At 43.3% G+C, this 23,723-nt stretch carries 25 protein-coding genes; 8 read left to right on the top strand and 17 right to left on the bottom strand.

Annotated elements, in window-relative coordinates:
- Positions 1–17: 17 nt before the first annotated feature.
- Positions 18–809, bottom strand: coding sequence for an anti-sigma factor (locus PO830_RS01930; RefSeq protein WP_272851847.1), 792 nt, complete (start codon positions 807–809; stop codon positions 18–20).
- Between the two features lie 2 nt (positions 810–811).
- Positions 812–1,351 (bottom strand): RNA polymerase sigma factor, encoded by a 540-nt coding sequence (locus PO830_RS01925; RefSeq protein WP_272851846.1) that lies wholly within the window; start codon positions 1,349–1,351, stop codon positions 812–814.
- Between the two features lie 214 nt (positions 1,352–1,565).
- Here PO830_RS01925 and PO830_RS01920 point away from each other — a divergent pair, with 214 nt between their 5' ends.
- From PO830_RS01920 to trxB, 3 genes are all read left to right on the top strand, one after another.
- Positions 1,566–5,006, top strand: a complete 3,441-nt coding sequence (locus tag PO830_RS01920) for a M36 family metallopeptidase (protein WP_272851845.1) — start codon at positions 1,566–1,568, stop codon at positions 5,004–5,006.
- 315 nt (positions 5,007–5,321) lie between these two features.
- Positions 5,322–5,780 (top strand): methyltransferase family protein, encoded by a 459-nt coding sequence (locus PO830_RS01915; protein ID WP_272851844.1) that lies wholly within the window; start codon positions 5,322–5,324, stop codon positions 5,778–5,780.
- Positions 5,781–5,867: 87 nt separating this feature from the next.
- Positions 5,868–6,830 (top strand): thioredoxin-disulfide reductase, encoded by a 963-nt coding sequence (trxB, locus tag PO830_RS01910; protein WP_272851843.1) that lies wholly within the window; start codon positions 5,868–5,870, stop codon positions 6,828–6,830.
- Positions 6,831–6,883: 53 nt separating this feature from the next.
- On the opposite strand, the gene PO830_RS01905 is transcribed toward trxB, so the two are convergent.
- From PO830_RS01905 to PO830_RS01880, 6 genes are all read right to left on the bottom strand, one after another.
- Complete coding sequence (locus PO830_RS01905; RefSeq protein ID WP_272851842.1) at positions 6,884–7,372, bottom strand: nuclear transport factor 2 family protein; 489 nt, start codon at positions 7,370–7,372, stop codon at positions 6,884–6,886.
- A 78-nt stretch (positions 7,373–7,450) separates the two neighbouring features.
- The gene (locus tag PO830_RS01900; protein ID WP_272851841.1) at positions 7,451–8,173 is read right to left on the bottom strand and encodes a head GIN domain-containing protein; all 723 of its coding nucleotides are present in this window, start codon (positions 8,171–8,173) and stop codon (positions 7,451–7,453) included.
- Positions 8,174–8,198: 25 nt separating this feature from the next.
- Positions 8,199–9,962 (bottom strand): PspC domain-containing protein, encoded by a 1,764-nt coding sequence (locus PO830_RS01895; RefSeq protein ID WP_272851840.1) that lies wholly within the window; start codon positions 9,960–9,962, stop codon positions 8,199–8,201.
- A gap of 2 nt (positions 9,963–9,964) precedes the next feature.
- Positions 9,965–10,297: a PadR family transcriptional regulator gene (locus tag PO830_RS01890; protein WP_272851839.1), complete on the bottom strand. Its 333-nt coding sequence runs from the start codon at positions 10,295–10,297 to the stop codon at positions 9,965–9,967.
- A gap of 10 nt (positions 10,298–10,307) precedes the next feature.
- Positions 10,308–10,484, bottom strand: coding sequence for a hypothetical protein (locus PO830_RS01885; protein WP_272851838.1), 177 nt, complete (start codon positions 10,482–10,484; stop codon positions 10,308–10,310).
- Positions 10,481–10,978, bottom strand: coding sequence for a DUF4870 domain-containing protein (locus PO830_RS01880; protein WP_272851837.1), 498 nt, complete (start codon positions 10,976–10,978; stop codon positions 10,481–10,483). The genes PO830_RS01885 and PO830_RS01880 overlap by 4 nt, the downstream gene beginning before the upstream one ends.
- A 132-nt stretch (positions 10,979–11,110) precedes the next feature.
- Here PO830_RS01880 and PO830_RS01875 point away from each other — a divergent pair, with 132 nt between their 5' ends.
- The 3 genes from PO830_RS01875 to PO830_RS01865 all read left to right on the top strand — a co-directional run bounded on the left by PO830_RS01875 (position 11,111) and on the right by PO830_RS01865 (position 12,744).
- Positions 11,111–11,572 carry a DUF4442 domain-containing protein gene (locus tag PO830_RS01875; RefSeq protein ID WP_272851836.1) on the top strand — a complete coding sequence of 154 codons (462 nt, stop codon included), beginning with the start codon at positions 11,111–11,113 and terminating at the stop codon, positions 11,570–11,572.
- Between the two features lie 55 nt (positions 11,573–11,627).
- On the top strand, positions 11,628–12,431 hold the full coding sequence (locus tag PO830_RS01870; protein WP_272851835.1) for a TIGR00266 family protein: 804 nt from the start codon (positions 11,628–11,630) through the stop codon (positions 12,429–12,431).
- 115 nt (positions 12,432–12,546) lie between these two features.
- Positions 12,547–12,744, top strand: coding sequence for a hypothetical protein (locus tag PO830_RS01865; protein ID WP_272851834.1), 198 nt, complete (start codon positions 12,547–12,549; stop codon positions 12,742–12,744).
- Positions 12,745–12,772: 28 nt separating this feature from the next.
- Here the strand turns inward: PO830_RS01865 and PO830_RS01860 are convergent, their stop codons facing one another.
- The 8 genes from PO830_RS01860 to PO830_RS01825 form a co-directional block, all read right to left on the bottom strand.
- Positions 12,773–13,708 (bottom strand): hydrogen peroxide-inducible genes activator, encoded by a 936-nt coding sequence (locus PO830_RS01860; RefSeq protein ID WP_272851833.1) that lies wholly within the window; start codon positions 13,706–13,708, stop codon positions 12,773–12,775.
- 135 nt (positions 13,709–13,843) lie between these two features.
- Positions 13,844–14,254, bottom strand: a complete 411-nt coding sequence (locus tag PO830_RS01855) for a DUF2141 domain-containing protein (protein WP_272851832.1) — start codon at positions 14,252–14,254, stop codon at positions 13,844–13,846.
- Between the two features lie 102 nt (positions 14,255–14,356).
- Entirely contained in the window at positions 14,357–15,685 is a 1,329-nt protein-coding gene (locus PO830_RS01850) for a DUF58 domain-containing protein (RefSeq protein ID WP_442870043.1), read from the bottom strand.
- A 2-nt stretch (positions 15,686–15,687) separates the two neighbouring features.
- The gene (locus PO830_RS01845) at positions 15,688–16,686 is read right to left on the bottom strand and encodes an AAA family ATPase (protein WP_272851830.1); all 999 of its coding nucleotides are present in this window, start codon (positions 16,684–16,686) and stop codon (positions 15,688–15,690) included.
- The gene (locus PO830_RS01840) at positions 16,673–17,890 is read right to left on the bottom strand and encodes a DUF4350 domain-containing protein (RefSeq protein WP_272851829.1); all 1,218 of its coding nucleotides are present in this window, start codon (positions 17,888–17,890) and stop codon (positions 16,673–16,675) included. The genes PO830_RS01845 and PO830_RS01840 overlap by 14 nt, the downstream gene beginning before the upstream one ends.
- Complete coding sequence (locus PO830_RS01835) at positions 17,883–18,647, bottom strand: DUF4129 domain-containing protein (protein WP_272851828.1); 765 nt, start codon at positions 18,645–18,647, stop codon at positions 17,883–17,885. The genes PO830_RS01840 and PO830_RS01835 overlap by 8 nt, the downstream gene beginning before the upstream one ends.
- Positions 18,640–19,521 carry a hypothetical protein gene (locus PO830_RS01830; RefSeq protein ID WP_272851827.1) on the bottom strand — a complete coding sequence of 294 codons (882 nt, stop codon included), beginning with the start codon at positions 19,519–19,521 and terminating at the stop codon, positions 18,640–18,642. Before PO830_RS01830 ends, PO830_RS01835 begins: the two co-directional genes overlap by 8 nt.
- On the bottom strand, positions 19,499–20,470 hold the full coding sequence (locus PO830_RS01825; protein ID WP_272851826.1) for a stage II sporulation protein M: 972 nt from the start codon (positions 20,468–20,470) through the stop codon (positions 19,499–19,501). The genes PO830_RS01830 and PO830_RS01825 overlap by 23 nt, the downstream gene beginning before the upstream one ends.
- A 33-nt stretch (positions 20,471–20,503) precedes the next feature.
- Here PO830_RS01825 and PO830_RS01820 point away from each other — a divergent pair, with 33 nt between their 5' ends.
- The gene (locus PO830_RS01820; protein WP_272851825.1) at positions 20,504–21,220 is read left to right on the top strand and encodes an RDD family protein; all 717 of its coding nucleotides are present in this window, start codon (positions 20,504–20,506) and stop codon (positions 21,218–21,220) included.
- A gap of 3 nt (positions 21,221–21,223) precedes the next feature.
- On the top strand, positions 21,224–21,835 hold the full coding sequence (locus PO830_RS01815) for a trimeric intracellular cation channel family protein (protein WP_272851824.1): 612 nt from the start codon (positions 21,224–21,226) through the stop codon (positions 21,833–21,835).
- Positions 21,836–21,894: 59 nt separating this feature from the next.
- Here PO830_RS01815 and PO830_RS01810 read toward each other — a convergent pair whose 3' ends face one another.
- Positions 21,895–23,721, bottom strand: a complete 1,827-nt coding sequence (locus PO830_RS01810; protein WP_272851823.1) for a M12 family metallo-peptidase — start codon at positions 23,719–23,721, stop codon at positions 21,895–21,897.
- Positions 23,722–23,723: the final 2 nt, after the last annotated feature.

Here is a 23,723-nt window from a genome sequence, read left to right as displayed (position 1 = left end):
TGTTTTGAAAATGAATCTTAAGGCGTAGTAACTGGCCCTAAAATATAGAGTTGTTCCAGCGTCGGACTCTCACTTCCACCTTCAGGCTCTAAAGTAATACCAATGGCTTCCGGAGTTGGGAATCCTTCAAACTTATAGATGCCCTCTTCAATCTCAATACCATTCTGCATCACGCCCATGCTAGTTGGCGTTAACGGATCTACGATAAGAGACCAGGCCTGATATACTTTTCCACGAGGTGGTGTAGGCAACCCTTTTGTGTCAATATAGGCTACGTTTTCTGTTCTGTTATAATAGAGTTTCGCAAAGGCTTCAGGTGCGACACTTTGATTCCCTGGTAAGGTATAGGCATCGTATTCTTTAGATCGAATAATATCCAGCACCGTGGTGGTTTGCACCAGGCGATCTTCGGTATCTTGAAGATCTTGCTGAAGATCTTCGTTCTCAAGTGTGGTAATTTGTAATTGTTCTTCCAGATTGTTGTTCTGATTCATCATAAAGAATAATCCAACTACACACAAAATCGCCGCGGCCCAGCCCGTCCAGGCAGCCCAGTTAGTGCCACGATTGGTATCCATTCGGCGTACACCAGAAATACCTGTGGCGATGGCGTTCCAAATATGAGAGGATAGGGAGGGAGCAACGCTTTCTCCTAATTTGAGTAAGGTTTCCTCAATCTCTTCTACCTCTTTTTCCACCTCCTTAGACGATTGTACGGCTGTATTTACTTCGTTCGCTTCCTTTTCTGAAAGCGCGCCACAAACGTACAATTCTAAATTACCAGATTCTATGATTTCTTGTTCACTCATATTTATGCTCTTCCTATTACCTTTAGCCTAAGATCCTTGATACAATTCCGAGCGCGGGTTTTAACCGTGCCCAATGGAATTTTCAATGCTTCAGCCGTATTTTTTTGGGTAAAACCTTTAAAATAAATAAAGTCTATTATCTTAACACACGCCGGTTTTAGCGCGTCAACAAACTTACGGATGCCTATAGCGTCGGTTTTCTTATTTAAGTTATCACTACCCGACAATATATCTACGAAATTTGTGGTGGAAAGGTTTTTTTGAGTGTTCTTATGTGACTTCGACCGTGTGTGGTCAATGGCAGCATTTCTAGCAATATTCAATAGCCATGTAAAAAACCTGCCTTTTCCTACTGAATAAGAAGAAGCGTTTTCCCAGACTTTAATGAATACATCTTGTTGAATTTCTTCGGCGACATTTTCCTCTTTTACGATGGTATTTATCACGCCAAAAATGGCAAGGGAATACATGTCATATAATTGGGAGAATGCCTGTTGGTCCCCATTTTTCATCGCAAGGATGAGCGCATCGGGCTGTTTCATGAATTGGTAGTGTTAGAATGCTTCTAAAGTAGACAATTTAATTATGGAATAAAAAAAAACTTCAGTTTTAAGGATAGCGAGATGCTATCCCAGATTACCAAGTGTTAAAAAACTCTTTAGAAATGCAAAATATTTGTTAAACACTCTCATTTTTGATAGATTTACCCGCCTCTTGAGGTATCCCAAATTATGATATTCATTTAAAAATCAGACGATGAAAAGAATTACCATGTCTATGTTGGTCTTTTTGTTCGGTGTTTTTTGCGTTCAGGCGCAAAGCGTATCGCAACAAATAACAGAGCAGCTTGTTCCTTTTGTGGAAAACAACCAACTTAATCGAAGTGATTTGCAATGGCAAATTACAAGTGAACACATTAGTTCTGTAAGTGGTGTACATCATGTATACTTCGTGCAGACCCTAGACGGCATTCCTATTCAGGGAACGGCGTCTGGGATACACATTGCTCCTTCCGGAAAAGTAGTGTCTTCAGACCTTAAATTCTTAGGAGAAGTGAGTAGCAAGCGCAGTGGAAACACGGCGCCCGCTATTTCCGCAGTACAAGCCGTGCAACGCGCTGCTTCACAACTGGGTTACTCGGCTCCATCAAACCTTTCGGTTGTGGAAGCTGCCCGAGGTGTTACGCAAACCCAAAAATTGAGCAATGGCGGAATTTCTTTACGTGAGATTCCTGCAAGCCTAGTATATCAGCGTAATCAAGAGGGAGCGTTGATCCTATCCTGGGATATCGCTATTGAAGATACAACAAGAGAACATTGGTGGAACGTTAGAGTTGATGCTACTACCGGTGTAATCCTTGATCGTAATGACTGGATGGTGAGCTGTAACCTTTCTCATGAGCACAATCATGATATTGCGGAAACACTTAACTACAATGCCAATTTGTTCGACATTCCAAACTATAAAGCACCTGCCGAAACGGCGGTTGGGTGTACCAATTGTTATGAGGCACTAGAAATGCCGATCGAGAGTCCGTATTACGGAGCCCGCACACCCATCGTAGATCCGGCAACCGTCAATGCCTCTCCGTTCGGATGGCACGATACCGACGGGAATGCAGGTCCGGAATTTACGGATACCCGAGGAAATAACGTAGATGCGTATGAAGCGGGTGATAATTTTGGTTACCGCCCCGATGGAGGTGCCAATCTTGAATTTCAAGGATATGCCTTTGATGAAACATGGAGCGTTGGAAATCAGTACGAGGATGCAGCCATCGTAAACTTGTTCTATTGGAATAACATCATACACGATGTATTATATGAATACGGTTTTGATGAAGCTTCTGGTAATTTTCAGGAGAATAACTACGGAAACGGAGGAAGCGGAAGCGACTCAGTAAACGCAAATGCACAAATTTCTGTTTGGTGTAACGCAACCTTTGGTACGCCACCGGACGGCAGCAACCCTTCCATGAACATGTACATCTGTGGAAATAATAATAATGATGGTTGCTTTGACAACCTTGTGGTAACACACGAATTTGCACACGGTATTTCAAACCGTCTCACAGGAGGTCCTGGAAATACGAGCTGTCTCGATAACTCAGAACAAATGGGTGAAGGATGGAGCGACTTTTATGGAGCCATCCTTACGATCGAGCCAGGAGATACAGGTACCGATGTGAGAGCCGTTGGAACCTATCTGTTTGGTCAAGGAACTTCAGGAAGTGGTATTAGATCTTTCCCATACACCACTGATATGACGGTGAATCCATTTACTTATGATGACATTAAATCGGAAAGCGTTCCTCACGGAGTAGGTTCGGTATGGTGTACCATGCTATGGGACATGACCTGGGACCTTATCGATGCCAATGGATTTGATCCTAACATTTATAATTTTACCGGAGATCCGTCTCAAGATGCCGGAAACGTAATGGCAATGGCCTTGGTAACAGAAGGTTTAAAATTACAACCTTGTAGCCCCGGTTTCGTAGACGGTCGTGATGCTATTTTAGCAGCAGACCAAGCCATCTACGGAGGTGCGAACGAGTGTCTTATTTGGGATGCTTTTGCGCGCAGAGGATTAGGCGTTAGTGCCGATCAAGGTTCTAGCGGAAGTAGAGCTGACGGTACGGAAGCCTTTGATACACCTTCGGGAATAGCAGCATTTACAGCTCCTTCAGACGTTTGCGCTAATGAGCCTGAACTTGAAGGACTTGGTGGTGGTACGCCATCGGGTGGTGTATACAGCGGTCCTGGTGTGACTGATGACGGAAATGGAGCAACGTATAGCTTTGACCCTGCAGTAGCCGGAGTGGGAGTACATACCATCACTTACGACGTGCCGGCAGGAGCTTGTTCTGTTGCTTCTTCAGATTCGGATACGATTGAAGTATTGGCCATTCCACCAGGTCCAGATACCACGGGTGTATCTGATTTCTGTCCGGGAGAAGAGGTAACTGTTTCAGCCACGCTCAACGATCCTGCAAACGTAATTCGTTGGTTCGATGCGCCGGTGGGTGGAAACTTCCTTTTTGAAGGAACGGACTATACCTTTACTCCTTCAGGAGATACGAGTGTTTATGCGCTTGAAACACCTCCAGGTCCTTTGAGCCAGTTAGTGATTTCCGAAGTAACCTTACAGACACCCGATCGCTTCGAAATACAGAATGTGGGTGTTGCTGCCGACTATAGCGGTTATGCTGTTGCTGTTAGTGACGAACCCTACTCCGATATTAATGCAGTCAATTCAGATATTCAACTACTTGGAAGCATGGGAGGTGACTCTGTAATTACTTGGAATGATGTTTCAGGAGATCCAAATTACTGGGGAAGTAACCTATTCTGGAACGATGGTTCTGAAGGGTGGATTATCATTATCGACGATAACGGTAATGTGGTAGACTCTTTATTCTGGAATTATTCCGCAGCTGAAATCGCCGGTTTCAATGTGACTATTAATGGATTTACCGTGACCGCTGCTGACCTAGATTGGGCTGGTGCCGGTGCGGCATTCACTACAACTTGTAACGATTCGTACCGACGTAATGGAGATACTGATGGTGCTGCCGACTGGGCGGCCGGGTGTCAGCCTTCCGATTACGGGGTGTCTAACGACGACATCAATCTTGGAACGCCAGGATGTGCTGGTGAGCGTACAGAAACATCGGTTTCTGCTGATACCGTACTTCCAACCGTTACGTGTCCAAGTGATGTAATTGTAACCGTAGATGAAGGAGCTCAATATACTGTGCCAGATTACGAAGCCGATACCACCTTTAGCGACAACTGTACTGCAACCTTGTCTCAGGACCCTGCTGTCGGTGCCCTTCTAGATCCTGGAGTGTATACCGTTACAATGACGGCTACAGATGATAGTGGAAACGAAGCAACATGTACGTTTGAGCTTACAGTTGACGAAGAGTTTGGGGTAGCAGATCAATTGCTTGCCAATGGAATCGTTCTTTATCCTAATCCTACAACGGCAACGATCACCTTACAGAACAAGAGTGGTATCGAGTTATCGAACGCGACCATTACCGACGTAAACGGTAGAATCATTTCAGCAATTGATTTGAATACAATCGATTCAGAAGTAATGATCGATATGAACGCCTATAGCAGTGGTGTGTATTTTATTACCGTGCAATCCGCCAAGGCGACTATTGTAAAACGCATCGTAAAGTTCTAAGAATAGGCTTATTACAATGTCTTTGAGTAGAAGCCCTACACCACGTGTGTAGGGCTTTTCTGTTTTTTGGCAGGCTTTTTGTTCTATTATAGATACTGTTAAGAAGGCTCATGAAACATAAAGTAAACACGATGGGGTGTCCCTAAAAAGAAACATTAGCGCCAATTCGATAAAAAGCTCCGTTACTACGGAGCTTTTTGTTGATTATTCCATTAAGGTAATGAAGGTTTGAGAAGGATTACGGTTCTATTTTTTACAAGGTGACATGCGCTTCATTGAAAAAAAGCATTAATTTTGCGCTGCCTCAGACTACATATGAAAAAAGACCTGCTATATATTGTAGCGCAATTCCTTCTTTTTGCGTTGTACTTCATAGATATTCCTTTGGGAAACAGGCTAAACTTGCCGCAATGGGTCGGCTATGGGTTGTTAGCATTGCTCATTTCAGGTGGTATCATCATCGTGTTGGGGATTGTTAATATGAATGACAGTCTATCTCCCTTTCCGAAGCCTAAAACAAATGGATCCCTTATTTCACACGGTATTTATTATTATGTACGTCATCCTATATATATAGGCATCGTCATTTCGATGGTCGCGTATGGGGGCTATACACAGTCGCTCGTAAAAATTTTGATCAGTCTGATATTATTGGGGGTGTTCTACCTAAAAAGTGATCTGGAGGAACGGTACCTTCTGCGCAAGTTCGAGGAATACACCCAGTACAAGAAAAAAACCGGTCGGTTTTTTCCGAGGTTTTCCTCCAAAGTATAGGATATCTCGTCATCAATTCTTCCTATCTCTCCCCTGTGAAATGTGATATAATCTTCCTACTTTTGTATTTCAAAATGTGAAGAAATTATGTCAGATACTGTAGAGCGAATTAAATGCCTTATTATTGGTTCAGGACCCGCCGGATACACGGCTGCTATCTATGCGGCACGGGCCGATTTGAAGCCGGTGATGTATACCGGAATGGAGCCGGGAGGACAATTGACCACCACTACTGAAGTTGATAATTTTCCGGGATACCCTGAAGGAATAGACGGGCCTAAAATGATGATGGATCTGCAACAGCAAGCCGAACGTTTTGGGACGGAAGTGCGTATGGGCATGGTGACCGAAGTTGATTTTAGCGATGAGCCAGGTGGAATACATAAAGTGACGGTAGATAATAAGACGGAATTGGAAGCGGAAACCGTGATTATCTCTACCGGAGCCACAGCGAAATATCTTGGGTTGCCAAGTGAACAACGCCTTCGTGGTGGTGGAGTTTCTGCTTGTGCGGTATGTGACGGCTTTTTCTATAAAGGTCAGGATGTGGCCATCGTAGGAGGAGGGGATACCGCTGCGGAAGAAGCTACGTATCTTGCCAATATTTGTAATTCGGTAACCATGCTGGTGCGTAAAGACCATATGAAAGCCTCCAAAGCCATGCAACACCGAGTGACAGGTACTAAAAACATCGATCTTCGCTACAATACCGAAGTTGACGAAGTGTTGGGTGAACAAGTGGTTGAAGGACTGCGAATGGTGAACAATGAAACAGGCGAGAAAGAAGAGATTAAGATCACCGGACTGTTCATCGCGATTGGTCATAAACCGAACACCGAAATCTTCAAAGGGCAATTAGAGATGGATGATACCGGCTATCTTATTACCAAAGGAAAATCAACCAAGACCAATAAGCCCGGCGTTTTTGCGAGTGGTGATGTACAAGATAAAGAGTACCGTCAGGCAGTAACCGCCGCGGGAACAGGATGCATGGCTGCCCTTGATGCAGAACGATACCTACAGACTATAGAAACGGAAGTAGCCGTTTAATTTAGGATAGACTTTGTAATACACGAAAAGCTACCTTTACGAGGTAGCTTTTTTTATGGATTGTGATGGGCATAGCTTAATACTCGTTTGAGTACCCAGCTGTCTTCTTGCTTGAGCCATACATGAGTAAACAATGCCGTACTTCCAGACTGCTCTTCTTTATTTTTTGGTTTCTGAAAGAATCGATGGGTTCCGGTTTGAATGGCTCCATACAGGGTTCCGTTGTTGTATAGCGGAAACACCTTTAAACTTCCTTCCAGCAATTCTCGACGGTTAATGACGTCTGGATTTCCGCAGATATTATTCTTTACCGAATTCAGAAAAGCGTCGCGACTGGTAGTAACGCCTGCTTGATCGTGGTAAAACTCGAGATCTTCAGCAACCAATGTTTTATAAATCTCCGTTCGGCATTCATTAAAGCCAATATCAAAAATTAGGCTGTCCATTTCTTTTAGTGTCTGAAATAAAGGATCTGAAGTGGGCACTTGGCTCCAAGCCCAAGCGGTATTCATCAAGATAAGGAGTAGGATGCTCTTTTTCATAAGAATGTTTGAAAAAAACCTGAAGCCGGATCTGTAAGGCTTCAGGTTTAGGGTTGGTTGATTAGTCGACAGCAATTTTTACATTTTTGATACATTTCCAGAAACACCGTCTCTTACGGAAACAGCTGTAGGGTCTCCATAGTAACGAATATTTCCACCACTGGAGGCTTCTCCCTTCATTTCGTTTTGCACGTTAACGACGATGTTTGCGCCACTGGAGGCTTCTGCATCACAGCGTAATACCTCTAATTGCCGCGCTTTTATGTGGCTTCCGCTAGAGGCATCGGCGGTTAGGGAGGCCGCTCTTCCGGAGATCACGATGTCTGCGCCACTACTTGTTTCGGCCCATACAGTTTGCGCTCTGACTTCCGCTTCGAGGTCGGCACCACTACTGCTTTTGAGTCGGATTTCATCCGCTTCCAACACAGAATTTACAATCACATCGGCACCACTGGAGGCTTCCACGGCTCCTAATGATTGATAGGTTACGTAGACTTTTTTAGATTTCGATCGGCCAATATTGGAGTTGGTAGTTACGTGTAGTTTCCCGTTTCGAATTTCGGTATCGATGATCTCCATCAGGTTTTCATCGGCTTCGATGACAATTTTATTTTCGTCGCCTTCTGAAAGGTACACATCCAATCCGGCGCTTCCCCGAACGATGGAGAAGTTGGAGGTGACTGGTCGCTCCTCAGTGACCACGTTGCCATTTCCGTTTACTTGTCCAAAGGACAAATCGAAATTACAGCTACTCAATGTCAGCGCTATCAGCGCGAGTAAAGAAATTTGTATTGTTTTCATAAGAACTATTATTTTTTGGTTATCGTTAGGAGTTAATTTCGGTACTGTCTATCACTTGGGTAATGGTATCTAAGGCAGGCTCTACTGATTCGGTATCCTCTACATCGTTGGTGTTATTACGGCGTTGCCAATTACCATTTTCATCTTGATAGTACGATCCTGAAGGGGTACCATCGTCGTCATTAAAATCGCGTTCCCAGTCATTTTCCTGTGAAACGGGACAATCAGGGCATACCAAATCTTCATCTTGTACCAGCAGGTACTTTTCTTCCATTCCGTTATCTAAGATGTCTCGATAGTACGAATCGTTTCGGTGGAAACTATACGTATTCTCGTCGGCGTAAAGTATCGCTCCTTCTGGAAGATACACGATAACGGTCACCTCCTGATCGCGATATTTATTGGCGAAATCGGTAGTGAAATAACCATCCAGAGATAAGGAACCTTTTTGATAGTCGTAGGTATAATCGATTGCTTCGGCGCTACTTCTAGCGGCGGCATAATCGCTTCCTTCGGCACGCTTTTCAATTACGACCTTAGCCGTACTATCGGAAGTACTGCGAACGATCAAACGCACATCATTTGAATAGATGATCTTCTCGCCATTATCATCTCTTTTTATTTCCAGACCACCGCTTCTATAGACACGATATTCGTAGGTGTCATTAGCGCGCATCGTGATATTCAGGGTGTCTCCACTGCGTATCGGCAAGGTTTCTTCGGCTACAAACTCTCCGTCGAAGGCGGTTTCAGTAGCCTGACGAACACCTAATATGCCCAGTCCGATAAGGGAAAGAACCCAGACCAGTAGTAGCACAATCTTTGCTGGGGTGCCAATCGATTTTATATTGGTGATTAACAGCTTTAAGCCAAGAATAAAGACTACAAAGAATGGGATTCCGATAGCGAAGAATAACAATACCGCTACCAACCATATGGGGATATTGGTTGTATCTACAAGGGAAATGTAAGCTCCCAGTTCTCCCATGCCCCAGAACCCGGCAGATCCTAAGGTAAACATGCCTACCACTAACCCGATGAGGGTCGAAAGGGAAACAATGATGAGAAAGACTCCAATAATTTTGACAAATATCTTTAAGATCACCAGAAGAATACTACCGAGCGTTTCGAAAAACCCGGAGGCTCCGCGCTTCACTTTTTTCCCGTATTTGTCATAGTCGACGTTTTTTACCCTATCGGCGACATTTTCATATCCTTCCTTGAACTTTTTTTCGATATTCGAAATATTGACGGCTTCTCCCGTCATGTGTAATTTTTCTGAGGTAGTTTCCGCAGCAGGAACTAAGATCCAAAGGAGAATGTACACAAGAATTGGCGATCCAAATCCGGCGAGCACCAAAACAATCCATAATAGACGAATCCACAGGGCGTCGATGCCCAGGTAGTGTCCTAATCCAGAGGATACCCCAGAGATAAATTTATCGTCTATGTCGCGGTATAGTTTTTTATTACTGCTATACTGCGTGCGTTTTGCTTGTGGAGGCGTATCGTCAAAGATCTCTTCGTCCACCTGATAATCTTCGGGCTGTCCCATTACGGCGATCACCTCGTCTAATTCTTTTAAGGTAACCACTTGCGTGCTGCTCTCCAGTTTTTCACTGAACAGCTCGGCAATACGAGCTTCTATGTCGCGCATAATCTCGTCGCTTCCATGCGGATCGCTAAGCGATTTACGGATGGCGTCCAAATAGCGAGATAGCTTTCCATAGGCATCTTCATCAATATGAAAGAAGGTGCCGGCCAAATTTATGTTTACTGTTTTATTCATGGTTACTTTTTTTCGCTGGTTACTCTGTTCACTGCCTGTTGCAAGTCGCTCCAGGTAGTATTCAATTCGGTTAAAAATAAAGCTCCGGTCTCTGTGAGCTCATAATATTTGCGCGGGGGTCCGCTAGTCGACTCTTCCCATCGATAGGCTAATAAGCCGGCATTTTTCAGACGAGTGAGTAGGGGGTAAATAGTTCCCTCCACTACGAGCATTTTGGCGTCTTTGAGAGTGTCCAAAATATCACTGGTGTAGGCCTCTCCATTTTTAAGAATGGACAGGATACAGAATTCCAGAACCCCCTTACGCATTTGTGCTTTTGTGTTTTCGATTTTCATAAGGTTCTTTTTACTTTAAAACAGCGGGCTGTTCATGATTGATAATTTTTTGATTGATGAATGACTCCTGATAGTGCTGACAATGGGTTGCTTGAAGAACTTCTTTATCGGTAGGTGATGAATCTGCCGAAGTTCCGGTAAGCATGCTCATAACGAGCGCCAAAAGCATATTGATTAGCGTGTTCATGATGATGAGGTTTTTTTCTGAACGGTTGGTGCCGAATTGATAAAGGAGATACTTAGAGGATACTGATAGCGTCCTCCTCGGTTGGCTTGCACGGTAGCTGAAACCACCGCGTACAATTCAAAAACAAAAATTCCGAAGAGTAAGAGGGCCACAATTCCGAAGAGAATAAAATATCCTGAAAGATTTCTCACATCCATATAGCCCACTCGATGTACATGATGCTCTAGTGTTTCCACCAGAGAAACAAAATCTACCGCAAAAAATACAAAGAAGGGAAGGCACAGCAATCCGATAGCGACGGTGTATAACAAAATACTCAGTTGAAAATTGATGGCTTGACGCCCGTGTTCGTGTACAAAGGGTTTGTCTTTGTGAATGGTCCACAGAATAAGCGGAGCGATAAAATTTCCAAACGGAAAGAAGTATTTTAAAAAGGTCGAGATGTGCATCAAGGCCGCTACGTTCTTGTCGTTTTTTGAAGGATGTTCTTCCATGATTGATTGTTTTCTTATGCAAATATATGTCTAAAGACAGGTATTATGTTACGCATAGTACCATATATTAACATAATATTAACATTTGAAAGCTAAGAAAGTTTCAATATCTTCGAGGTCAAAACACAGCTTATGTCCTTATCCACGCGTGCTATCAATACATTTTTGATGGTCAAATTACCCGCAGCTTATTTTTGTGGGGTTCGTGCCAAATCGTTAACAAAAAAAGAATGTACTACTTCCGTACGCCTGCGCTGGATCAATCAAAACCCGTTTAAATCGATGTTTTGGGCCGTTCAGGGAATGGCGGCCGAATTGAGTACCGGGGCGTTAGTAATGCAATGTATTCGCAATAGTGAACGGCCCATTTCCATGTTAGTAGCAACGAACAAGGCTACGTTTTCTAAAAAGGCGAAAGGTCGCATTACCTTCACCTGTTCCGAAGGAGAAAAAATTCAGAAAGCTATAGATGCTGCTATTTCAACAGGCGAGGGCCAAACCTGTTGGATGCATGCTGAAGGAATTGATTCGGATGGTGCCCTGGTTTCACAATTTGCATTCGAGTGGACAGTTAAGGTGAAAACTAAGATATGAGTGTAACGTTTTACTCATTTCGCTACCTATAGGAGAACTCAAAAAATCAAAAAAAATGCGCAACGCACACGAAATAGATTTTCAAATAGTAGGCGAGGAAATGCAATATGTTTCTATAGAACTCGATCCTAATGAAGGGGTGATCGCCGAAGCCGGCAGTTTTATGATGATGGATAACGGAATCAAGATGGAAACTATTTTTGGAGATGGTTCTGAAAAAGACAAAGGTTTCATGGGAAAAGTATTTGGTGCGGGAAAACGGCTACTAACAGGCGAAAGCCTTTTTATGACGGCATTCTACAATGTTACGAACCTGAAGCGTGAGGTGTCTTTTGCAGCACCCTATCCTGGAAAGGTGATGCCGTTAGACCTCTCGATGATGGGAAACAAGTTTATTTGTCAGAAGGACGCCTTTCTTTGTGCGGCCAAAGGGGTTTCTATCGGCATTGAATTTTCGAAGAAATTAGGACGCGGATTGTTCGGCGGAGAAGGGTTTATCATGCAAAAGTTGGAAGGAGATGGAATGGCCTTTGTTCATTCTGGAGGGAACACGGCCGTCAAGCGATTGGCACCAGGAGAAAAACTGAAGGTCGATACCGGATGTATTGTAGGTTTTGACCATACAGTCGACTACGATATTGAATTTGTAGGAGGCATTAAAAATACACTCTTCGGTGGCGAAGGGTTGTTCTTTGCCACCCTCACCGGCCCTGGTACAGTATACATTCAATCACTGCCCTTCAGCAGGTTAGCGAAACGCGTATGGGCAGCTGCTCCCAGAGGCGGAGGTAAAGACAAAGGCGAAGGCAGTATACTGGGAGGTATAGGAGATTTACTGGACGGGGATAATCGTTTCTAAAGAGTTATTAACAACAATCGGTGACTCAATTTTTTTTCTTATATTTAATCCACTAACAAAAAAGATTTCTGCCTATATCCTACAATTACGTAACCTATTTAATTCACTATTAACGATGGCTAGAGCAATGTTTGACTACACGAAAGCTGTGCTAAAGAAAGTTAGTTTTGATGTTAATTTGTTCTGTAAAGAGTTGAAGAAGGCGATGACGCGTTTACTTCCTTATGAAATTGAGGAATTAAAAATTTGGGTAGATGCTCTTGTAAAACAGAACCCTCAACTCAATCAATGTTTAATTCTTTTAAAACCTTAAATAGAAACCCTCGATTTTCGAGGGTTTTTTATTTTTTAGGACTGATTATTTCTACATCCTGAAACGCGATGGCTCCTCGCACCACCCCAGCAATTACCTCATATAACGCTGTAATAATTTGCATCTTTAGCTCACTAGTGCTATAGATAACACTTACTTCTCTTGCGGGTTTCGGATCTTCGAAATGTCGTAGGTTCTGTTGCAGCACTTCGGAAAGATCTAAGGTGTGCAAATAGGGGAGTAGGGTCATTCCCAATCCCTCGTTACTCAACTTGATCAAGGTTTCAAAACTGCCGCTTTCCAATTGAAAGGTTTCCGAAGTATTCAACTGGGATGACTTACATAAATTGACGACACCATCACGGAAGCAGTGGCCATCTTCTAACAATAGGATGTCATTTATTTCTAAATCTTCCGAAGTGATATTGCTTCGCTTGGCCAAGCGATGACTCGGTGGAATGTACCCTACAAAAGGCTCGTAATACAACACCCGTTTTTTAATTTTTTCCTGATATAACGGTGTCGCCGCAATGGCGGCGTCTAAATGGCCTTCCACCAATTTTGCAATAATCTCATCGGTGGTGAGTTCTTCAATTTTTAATTGAACTTTTGGATACTTATTAGCGAAGTTCTTTAGAAACATGGGCAGCAGCGTTGGCATGACCGTTGGGATGATGCCTAACTTAAATTCTCCGCCAATAAATCCTTTCTCCTGATCGACCACATCCTGCATGCGTTCGGCTTCGTTCACAATCAACCGCGCCTGGTTTACTATCTTAGCGCCAATAGAGGTTAATTCTATAGGCTTTTTGCTGCGATCGAAAATTTGAATATCCAACTCGTCTTCTAGTTTCTGAATTTGCATGCTCAGGGTGGGCTGCGTGACAAAGGTCTTCTCTGCCGCTCGTGTAAAGTTTTGGTATTCGGCTACGGCCAGAACATATTTCAATTGTGTGATGGTCATCCCTAGTTTCTTTTATCACGTAAAGATACAATATATCTATAAAATCTATGCTAGGGTAAGTCGTCATTGCAAGCACTTATAATAAAAAATGTCCGACAGCTGTCGAACATTTTTCATTTTCCGACGGAAAATCGTCTACATGCGGATTTCTAAGGTCAATTTTTCAGAACCCACCTCAAACTTGGCGTCGCTCCATTGCGGAGGTCCCATACTCATTACGTTGTTGGAAACGCCATAGGGTTCGGCAGGCATTCCGGTAGGCTCAAAGTCCATGCGCTTGTTGAGATTTTTGTCCTGAAATAGGCTGATGGCATACGTACCTGCAGGCACATTTGTGAAAGTAGCAGTGGCTTGCCCATCTACTATTTCAGCTTCTAACCCCTTTATAGGAGGTGCTTTCATAAAAGTAGCTTCGTCATACAAACCAATGACGATATTTCCTTTGTCGCTGGTTACAGGAACTGTTACTGTGATATCCGTTCCGGTTTGTGCTTGAATAAAAAGGGAGGTAATGGTGAGGCAAAGTGTGGCGATAATTGTTTTCATGATCTGTTGTTTTAAGTTTCTGAAGCAAAGATGCCAAAGCGCGAAGGATCTCACGAATATATCTGACTCAGTTGTAAGATCTACCGACTGAATTGTAATGGATCACAGAATGCCCCTCGCCTTGATCTCCAGATACTTGTTGATGGTGTTTACTGTAAGATCTTCGGGCGCGGTAAGAACCGTCTGTATACCCCGTTGTTGCAATTCCCGAACCATGACCTTCTTGTCATGTTCAAATTGGCGTGCAATGGTTTGGTCAACGACTTCGGAAAGTTGGGTGGCTGGCGTCTCGCTAAGCGATCGCAATTCTGTATTCTCAAAGAAGATTACCACCAAAACATGTTTTTTTGCAATTGCCTGTAGGTACGGAAGCTGCCGATGTAAGGCTGAAATGTGTTCGAAATTGGTGTACAATAACAACAGACTCCGTTGCGTGACCTTTCGTTTAATGAGACTGCGTAGGAGTCCGAAATCACTATCCAGAAACCGCGTGTCAATATTGTATAAGGTCTCCAAAATGGTATTGAGATAGGTCTTCTTGGCTTGCGCTTTGAGAAAGCTTCCTACCGTGTTTGAAAAATCAATAAGCCCCACCTTATCGCCTTTCTTCAGGGCAACATTGCTAAAGGCCAGCGCACTATTGATGGCGTAATCTACTAGTTTTAATTCTTTAAAAGGCATTTTCATCACCCGACTCGTATCGATAATGGAGTAGATGGGCTGCATTTTTTCGTCTTGATATTGATTAACCATAAGACGACCATTTTTTGCCGTGGCCTTCCAATTAACAGTTCTCACATCATCTCCCCGCACATATTCTTTAATCTGCTCGAATTCCATGGTATGCCCAATACGTCTTATTTTTTTGAGGCCGAATTGCGTCAATCGATTGTCTATCGCCAGAAAATCGAATTGCCGCATCTGAATAAACGAGGGATAAACCTTGACCAATTGCTCATTATTAAAACTGTAGCGCCGGCGTATTAGCTTCAGCGGTGTGCTCACATAACAGTTCAGTTTTCCGAAGCGATATTCCCCGCGATCAACGGGACGAACTTGATAGACGAGATCATTTTTTTGTTTGGAACCTATGGAGAGGGAGCGATAGAAGTCGCGTTTCTGAAATTGTACCGGCAACTCATCGACAATTACTACGACTATAGGAAACGCATACCCATTGTGAAGTTGTATGACCACATCGTTCGCATCACTGTTGGAGAACTTTTCGGATAAGCGTCGGTCTCCTTCCAACCCTTTTCCTTGATAGAGCATGCTGAACTCGATCAATAAGGCAAATCCTAAACAAAGCACCAATACCCAGGTAATGCTGTACAAGGCTGACCCCCAAAAGGAGAGCAGGAAGAGCACAGCGATCGCCGCTAACAAATAGAAGAAGCGAGGCCCCAGATATATGGATTTGAGAAGCTTAATCACTAGCGGGGAATTTCAATAGATTGTGCGATCATATCGATGACGGTTTCTGGAGTCATACCTTCCATTTCCCGTTCTGGCGACAAAATGATGCGGTGGCGCAAGACAGGGGTCATCATTTTTTTGACGTCTTCGGGTGTTACAAAATCTCTGCCCTGCATGGCCGCGTAGGCTTTGGAAGCGTTCATGATGGCCAGGGAGGCTCTTGGAGAGCCCCCCAGATAGAGGTGTGGGTGATTTCGGGTTTTATCCACCAGTTGCGCGATGTAGGAGAATATCTTTTCTTCCAGTTGAATTTCTTGAACCAACTTTCGGTAAGTATGTAGCGATTCGGGTGTTAAAACCGAAGCAATAGCATCTTGGGGTACGGCTAACTTTCGGTCATGATGTGTTTTAAGAATGGTCACTTCTTGCTCCAGAGAGGGGTAACTTACTTTGATTTTAAAGAGAAAACGATCTAATTGCGCTTCCGGAAGGGCGTAAGTACCTTCTTGCTCTACGGGGTTTTGCGTTGCCAATACCATAAAGGGGGACTCCATTTGATACTGCGTACCGTCCATTGTAATTTGGCGTTCTTCCATCACTTCAAACAAGGCTGCCTGTGTTTTGGCAGGCGCCCGATTGATCTCATCAATAAGCACTACATTTGAGAAAATGGGGCCGTGTTTGAATTCAAACTCAGACGTCTTCATATTAAGGACCGAAGTTCCCAGCACATCGCTCGGCATGAGATCGGGCGTAAATTGAATTCTACTGAAATCGGTTTTCAGGGTTTTGGCAAAAAGCTTAGCGGTAATCGTCTTGGCGATTCCTGGTACGCCTTCAATAAGAACGTGCCCTCCGGCCAACAGACTTACAATGAGTAGCTCTATGAACGTCTCTTGTCCAATAATTACTTTTTGTAGCTCTTGTTTGATCTGTTCGGCCTCTCTTTTGAGATCTTCCAGCGGAATTCGGCTATTAAACGCTAAGGAGTCGTTGTGTTCTTCAGGATGTTCCATCGATTTTCGATTTAAATTCGGTAATGTGTTGATGTAATGTCATGACATCTTCTTTAACAATGTCTGGTTTTTGCTGAAGACGGCTCAAGTGTTCCAACAAGGTGTTGGTGTCTTCAACGGTGTTATTGCTTCGTGCGGCCACGGCTTCCACAAAGCGACTATTTTTATGCTCGGTAGGAACGCGCAGATGGATTCTAATATACTCATAAAAAAGAGCGATCTGCTTGTCTACTACCGCCCGGTATTCTTTCTTATCGAGATACATGCCAGCAATGGTACGGGTATATTCATACGTTTTGTTGGTAAGCTTGGGTTGAATGGGGATGCTGCGCTGTTTCCGCTTCCCTTCAAAAAGTACAAAAAGCAGCAGTCCGATAAGTACCGTATAGTAAGCCCATTTTAAATTACGGTTATCGAGTAGCAAATAAAGGGGTGATAACTGAATACGCTTACCCGATTTGTAGTAGGCATCCCAATAGATCGGCTTTTCTGAGGGGAGGTATGCTAACACTTTTTCGGTGTATTCATGATTGTTTCCCTGTACCATGAAGTAGTTTGAAAAAACCTCCGGTTGATTATGCAGATAGAGCACCCCCTTCTCAATCGGAATTTTTAAGAAATTAATATAGTCATTTGTTATTTGTAAGGTGTCGTTATACACATCCACCAGTCCGAGTACGGTCTGTGAAAGCGTATCAATCGATTCGAAATAGCGAATGGCGCGATCCTGATCGAGGTGATAGGGAGTAGGGTTTGTAAGCTTCGGATGTACTAAATTTAATAGCGGTTGGGTGTCCATTCGATCGACAAGTACAGCCGAATTGAGTTTCAGTTGTAAGGTGTCCAGCATGCCTTCAGAATAACTTGTAGTTGCCATAAACACCGTATTTCCCTTAGCGGTCCAATCGAGAAGGAGGTTTAATTCGGCTTCGTCAAACAATATATAATCATTTAAAAAGAAGTAGGTGCCAAACACGCTGTCTTGTGTAAGAACTTCGTATGGGGGGCGTTCCATCACTCGCAATCGATCCCCGAGCTTGTTTTTCATCAATTTGAAGGCAACTTTGGAACCTAGCGGAATTTTGTCTTGCTGATGATAACTGGGGTACCAATTTAGCGGCTTAGGCTGGTTGGCCTCCAGGTACACCAGTATTGCGATGGCCCCCATCATACCGAAAAGCACTATTTTTTGCAACTTACTCATGATGGGAGGTAATGTTGTTTTCAAGTTGAACGAAGGCCGATGCCGCTTTTCGATACTCTGTTTCCGTTACGGTAAAGTTTCCGTACCAAATGTAATCGTAGAGATTGGTCACTTTCTGAAACCCTTCTTTCAAACGATCTGCGACAAGTTCCTGAAGGTAATCGGAGTTGGTTTTATCAAATTCGTAGGTAATGAGTTCTCGCTCTGATAGTTCTTTCAGAATATAGAGATAGTAATACCGCACAGCACCTCGATAATCGGCACGTGCAATCGCTTGCACAATTAAATTTTTGATGTCTTTGGAGCGTATGATCTCTTCTTCTTCGGAAAAATAAACTTGCGGTTCTTCTTTAGCGGCAAGAATCTTCGCCCCGGGGTTTAGTTTGTAAAACAACCAGATCACAAAAACCACGATACCGGCAATGATTAGATAGGGCAATACTCTAATGAAGGAGGCCCAAAAACCACTTACCTCGCCTCCCAGTACCCAACGCCAAAACTGACTCCACCAGCGACCCAGCCATCGCTTAAAGCGTGTCCACCAATTGTCTTCTACACGAACTTCGATGTATTGATAGTCAGAATCATTCTGAAGGTTTTCCACAAGGTCGTCATCGAAGGTGAGCGGTGCTATCCCTGGCGTGGCATCCCGTTGAACAACCGGCGGTGTAACAGGCGCTGTCGCAGTACTATCTTGCGCATGCAGCCCGGTACAAACAAACACTATTAGTAGGTATCGCCAAAGCAGTCTACGCATGATGGTTGGTAGTATCTTGCCCTAATTGATCGATGGTTTCCATGGTTCCGGAGAAATGCTTTTTCTCGTTTAGGTTGAAGTACACGAAGACCGTACCGATGATTAAAATACTTTGCAATAAGTAATTGGCGATCATACCTACTGTGCTGAGTGACATATACACCCAATCGAACATAGACGATGGATCGCTTCCTGAAAACTCTTCGGCCATGGCAAAACCTTTAATGAAGAAATAGATATACTGCGGTACCTGAAAGATAATCGCAATGATATAGTACAAAATTCCTAGTACAAGGAAGGTTGCGAAAGTCATCCACCATTCGTTTTTGATAAGGTCGAAACAATAACTGATGGTATCGGTCACATCTCTTCGTTCAAAAATGAGCACGGCGAATCCACTGGCCAAAACGGTACCCAGGTATATTCCGGGAATGAAACAAAAAACGAGTCCGACCCCCACAATAAGGCCAATAAGCAAATTCAACCCAATAAGGCTCCAAAAACTTTGACGAACCCGTGCTTTCACCACGGGAATATCGACTATCCCATCGTTTTCGATATACGATTTTATATAGTGCAAAATGGTTCCATAGAGTAAGGCGTAATAAATAATGGCGGCGATCACAAGGGTGCCTAAGGCCAATAATACGGTAACGCCAAGGGTACCCGAATTATACGGGTCTAATACTCCGATGCTCCCCAAAGTAGATTGCATGTAAAAAATATAAGCGAGCACTACTAATAGAAGGGCAGGTCCTGCGAGACGGAGGATCAAGGAAAAAAGTGATCTCCACTCCAGACGAATGAATTTAAAGGTATCGGTTAAAATGGCGCCGAGGTCGCGTTGCTTCTTAAAGCGTATGGCTTCTTGCATGATTTCTTTTTAAGTAAATGGGGTACAGGATATAATAAAAAACGATGAGGCTCAGTGAGGCTCCAATGATAAAAATGGCCAGGGCATCGTGCATTTCGGTATGGCGTGTGACAAAACCTTCTAAAAAGCCTGCGATAATAAAAAACGGAACGGTGCTCAGTAAGATTTTCAATCCGTCTTTTGCACCTCGTACAAAAGACTGTAGGCGGGTATAGGTTTTCGGAAAAAGGATGCTGTTTCCAAGCACGAGCCCGGCTGTTCCGGCGATAATGATCACAGAGATCTCGATGGTGCCATGAATCCAAATGGTGCGTGCCGATTCCCACAGTAATCCTTGGTCATAGAAGAAGTATTGGAAGCTTCCCAGCATGATGGCATTTCGCATGATAATATACAGGGTACCTAAGCTTAATAAGAGTCCGTATGCAAAGGCCGTGAGGGCTACTCGAATGTTGTTAATGGTGATTCCCAAAAACATATTCATTTCATTCATGTCTTTGTAGACCGCCATAGGATCGCCTCGTTCAATATTATCTAGCGTCATATTCACATAGCCGTCACCAAGAATAAGTCTTACAAAGTCACCATCGGTAGCACTGGAATAAGCACCCACAACAGTAAAAAGTAAAAAGACTAAAAAGGTAATCAGCAATTGCTTGTGATATTGCGCAAAGAAGAGTGGGAATTCCTGAGTGTAAAAAGTGATGAACCGTTTTCGCGACTCGCGTTTGGTTTTGTAAATTTTTTGATGCGCCAGTATGGAGAGTCCGTTGAGATAGCGTAAGGTATTGCTTTTAGGATAAAACGTTCGCGCGTAGCTCAAGTGATCGGTTACTTCAATATACAGGGCACTAAGCTCATCGGGATCCATGGCGACATTATTCCGAAGAACATTTTCAAATTTTAACCATTTGTCTTTATTTTGTTTCGCAAATGCCGCTTCACGCATCGAATCGCCTTTTTTTTCAAAGAAACAGTATTCATGGATAATTTTCAAATAGAAACCGCCCAAAATGTCAACATCATGCAAAACGTTGCGGGAGTAGGCGATCGCATTTTAGCGTATCTCATCGATTCGATTATTTTAGCGATTTATATTATTATCATTTCGGTTTCGTTTAGCACCATCTCTTTTGGAGACGACATCTTTTGGGTATTTATTCTGGCAGTTGGCTTGCCCATATTCCTATATCATTTATTATTTGAGATGTTCTGGGATGGAAGAAGCCCTGGAAAGGCAGTCTTTAAACTTCGCGTGGTGATGTTAGACGGCTCCAAGCCGGCCTTTTCCAATTTCTTACTGCGCTGGCTCCTTCGAATGATTGATATTTCCCTAACCAGCGGAGCGCTTGCCTTGGTTACTATTTTGCTGAACGGAAAGGGACAGCGATTGGGCGATATTGCCGCGACGACCACGGTGATCAGCGAAAAGAAAACCGTATCCTTTTCACAAACTATATTAATGGATATCCCCGAAGACTACGCGCCTAAATATCCACAAGTCACCATTTTTAGGGATCACGAAATGGACACCATTAAGAATGTCTTTCAGGAGGCGAAATACAACGGAAACCACAACGTCATTCTAAGACTTTCCGAAAGGATATCGAAACTTATGGAAGTTACCTTTGAAGAACGCCCCATCGAATTTGTAGATAAGGTCATCAAAGATTACAACTACTACACACAAAATATGTAATCTATGGATTTATTTTTGGTCATCGATATTCTGGGAACCATTTCATTTGCTGTTTCGGGTGTGCTCACGGCCATGAAGAAACGCCTGGATGCCTTCGGAATTTTAATTATTGCCTTTGTCACTGCCGTAGGAGGGGGAACCTTGCGAGATGTGTTAATAGACGCGAACATCGCCTGGATGCGAAACCTGACGTATCTTTATTTGATTATAATTGCATCGATACTTGCGGTCATCTTCCGAAGAAAATTGAGCTATGTACGGCGCTCGTTGTTTCTGTTTGATACTATTGGCATCGGACTCTACACCGTATTGGGAGTAGAAAAGGGGATCGCCGCCGGCTTTCCTCCCATCATTTGTATCGCGCTAGGAACCTTGTCGGCTTGTTTTGGAGGCGTCATTCGTGATATTCTGTGTAATGAGATTCCTATTATCTTCCGAAAGGAAATCTATGCAACGGCGTGTATTGTAGGCGGACTTACCTATTTCTTGCTCTTACAGACCCCTTTGTCGGTAAATTGGGTGGTCATCCTTTCGGGATCGATGGTGATAACCGTCCGACTCTTGGCGGTTACCTTTAATGTGTCATTGCCCTCGGTGTATCGTGACAATTCATAAAAAAAGAGTGGCGTACACCACTCTTTTGAAAACTACATATCAACTAACTAACTATCGAATTATTCTTTGATAAGTGTTTTGTTAATTATCTCGCCATTGGCGAGGGTAACGGTAACAAAATAGACGCCTGTGGGGAATTGACTGAGGTCTACTTCGGCACTCGTTTGATCATGGCCATTCATAGTGGCTCTTTGTTGAATATTTCCAAATTGATTCATAATCTTCCAATAACTAATAGGTACCTTACTTTGGATGATAAATGAACCGCGTGTTGGATTGGGATATAGGAAGAGGTTCACTAGATCCTTCTGATCTTTGATTGAATTCACTAACTCATGTGACAATTGATTGCCGTCACCATCTACAAAGCCCTCTTCACATCCTTCAATATATCCGTGAAAATTACTCCCAGAAAAGGCTCGAAAGCCTGGTTTAAGGTATAAGGTACTACCAGCGTCATAGGAGGCGGTGGCACTATTATACACCTTGTTCGTAGCAAAAATATTATTTGAAGCACTTTGTGTGTCCGTTTGCCCTGCAAATACATTTGCTGTAATAGTTAAATCGGTTGGACAGGTATTACACTCGGTTAGACAGTTCCCATTAATTACTTCATTTCGTATCACGTTACCAGGCTGGGGTCCAAATCCTAATGACAGATTGATTCCCGCTGAAGTAAGATGACAGTAACTCATAATAGTTCCTCCATTCGACGGTATTCCAGGAAGCGAACAACTCCCTTCCGTAGATCCTGCACATCCATCAATGGCAGTATTGTTACCATTCCAAACACAGGCATGGGTATGCCTTGATCCAAACAAGTGTCCAAACTCATGCGTAACTACCATGATAGTCCAACTATAGGTGGGCACGGTGCTATAATAGGAATAAATTCCAGACACGGCTAAGCTAGCGTTAACATTGGTGTTGCAAATACCGTCAAATCCCGCAGCTCTACCACCCCCAACGCTTCGGAAAGTTAAGAGTTGTCCCAAATCTCCATTAAGGGAGGAAGTATTACTCTGGAACTGACTTAATAACGTCCCTGTATTAGACCCGGTATATGGGTCAGGACTCGTCCAAACGAATATTTCTGAAATAATGGTATTTATAGACTCATTCAAATACAAGGTGGCTACTTCGTTGAAAATTCCCGTAACGTAATTTTGAACCTGAGATACACCACCCAATTGTTGATACATGTCGTATTCAGTTTCAAAATACATTCGCACACAATTGTCTAAGGAACGCTGCCGCTGAGATTCAAACAATTGTTCCCGGGTGTACTCCTTAGTTTCTTCTTCATGTATAGTCTCACAAAAGTTCTGCAATTCACCTTTTAAGTTTCCATCATTATAGAGCGTGTAAAGATTGGCCTCCCCTTCTACCTTTCCAAGATTCAGGTTACCTATACTAGGAACGGATATCAATCCCATCACGTCATCCTCGAAAACACTAAGAGCAACAACACTTCCTGGCCTGCCTCTTACAATTCCTCTGTAATGCCGCATGGTAGAACGATCTACTTCATAAGAGTTACCAGAGCTCGTTCTCACCGTGAATTCATAAAACGTATCAGGTGCTTCAACAAGGTCGAGTGTAAGTGTTCCATAGGTGTTTGAAGGTATTGTCACACTAACCGTTCGGCTGGAAAACGCATCTAAATTAATAGTTGCTGAAAGATAGGTGACATCGCTTTCCGCATAAAAAGCGTCATTTTCTGATTTACCACTCGTTGGGATAAACAGGTCTGGAATAGATATAAAGTCTTTTCCACGAGCTCGTTCTTGCTCAACTAAAGAGTTTAAGACACTTTGTTGTGCATATGTCAAACAAAAGGATGCAAATAGCACCACAGTTGTAATAATTCTTGTTTTGTAATTCATCG

Source organism: Altibacter sp. HG106, from assembly GCF_028561755.1.
In the GTDB taxonomy this organism is placed as follows: Bacteria; Bacteroidota; Bacteroidia; order Flavobacteriales; family Flavobacteriaceae; genus DFVG01.
Note: the sequence above shows the minus strand (reverse complement) of the source record. Positions and strands in the feature narration are given on the sequence as shown.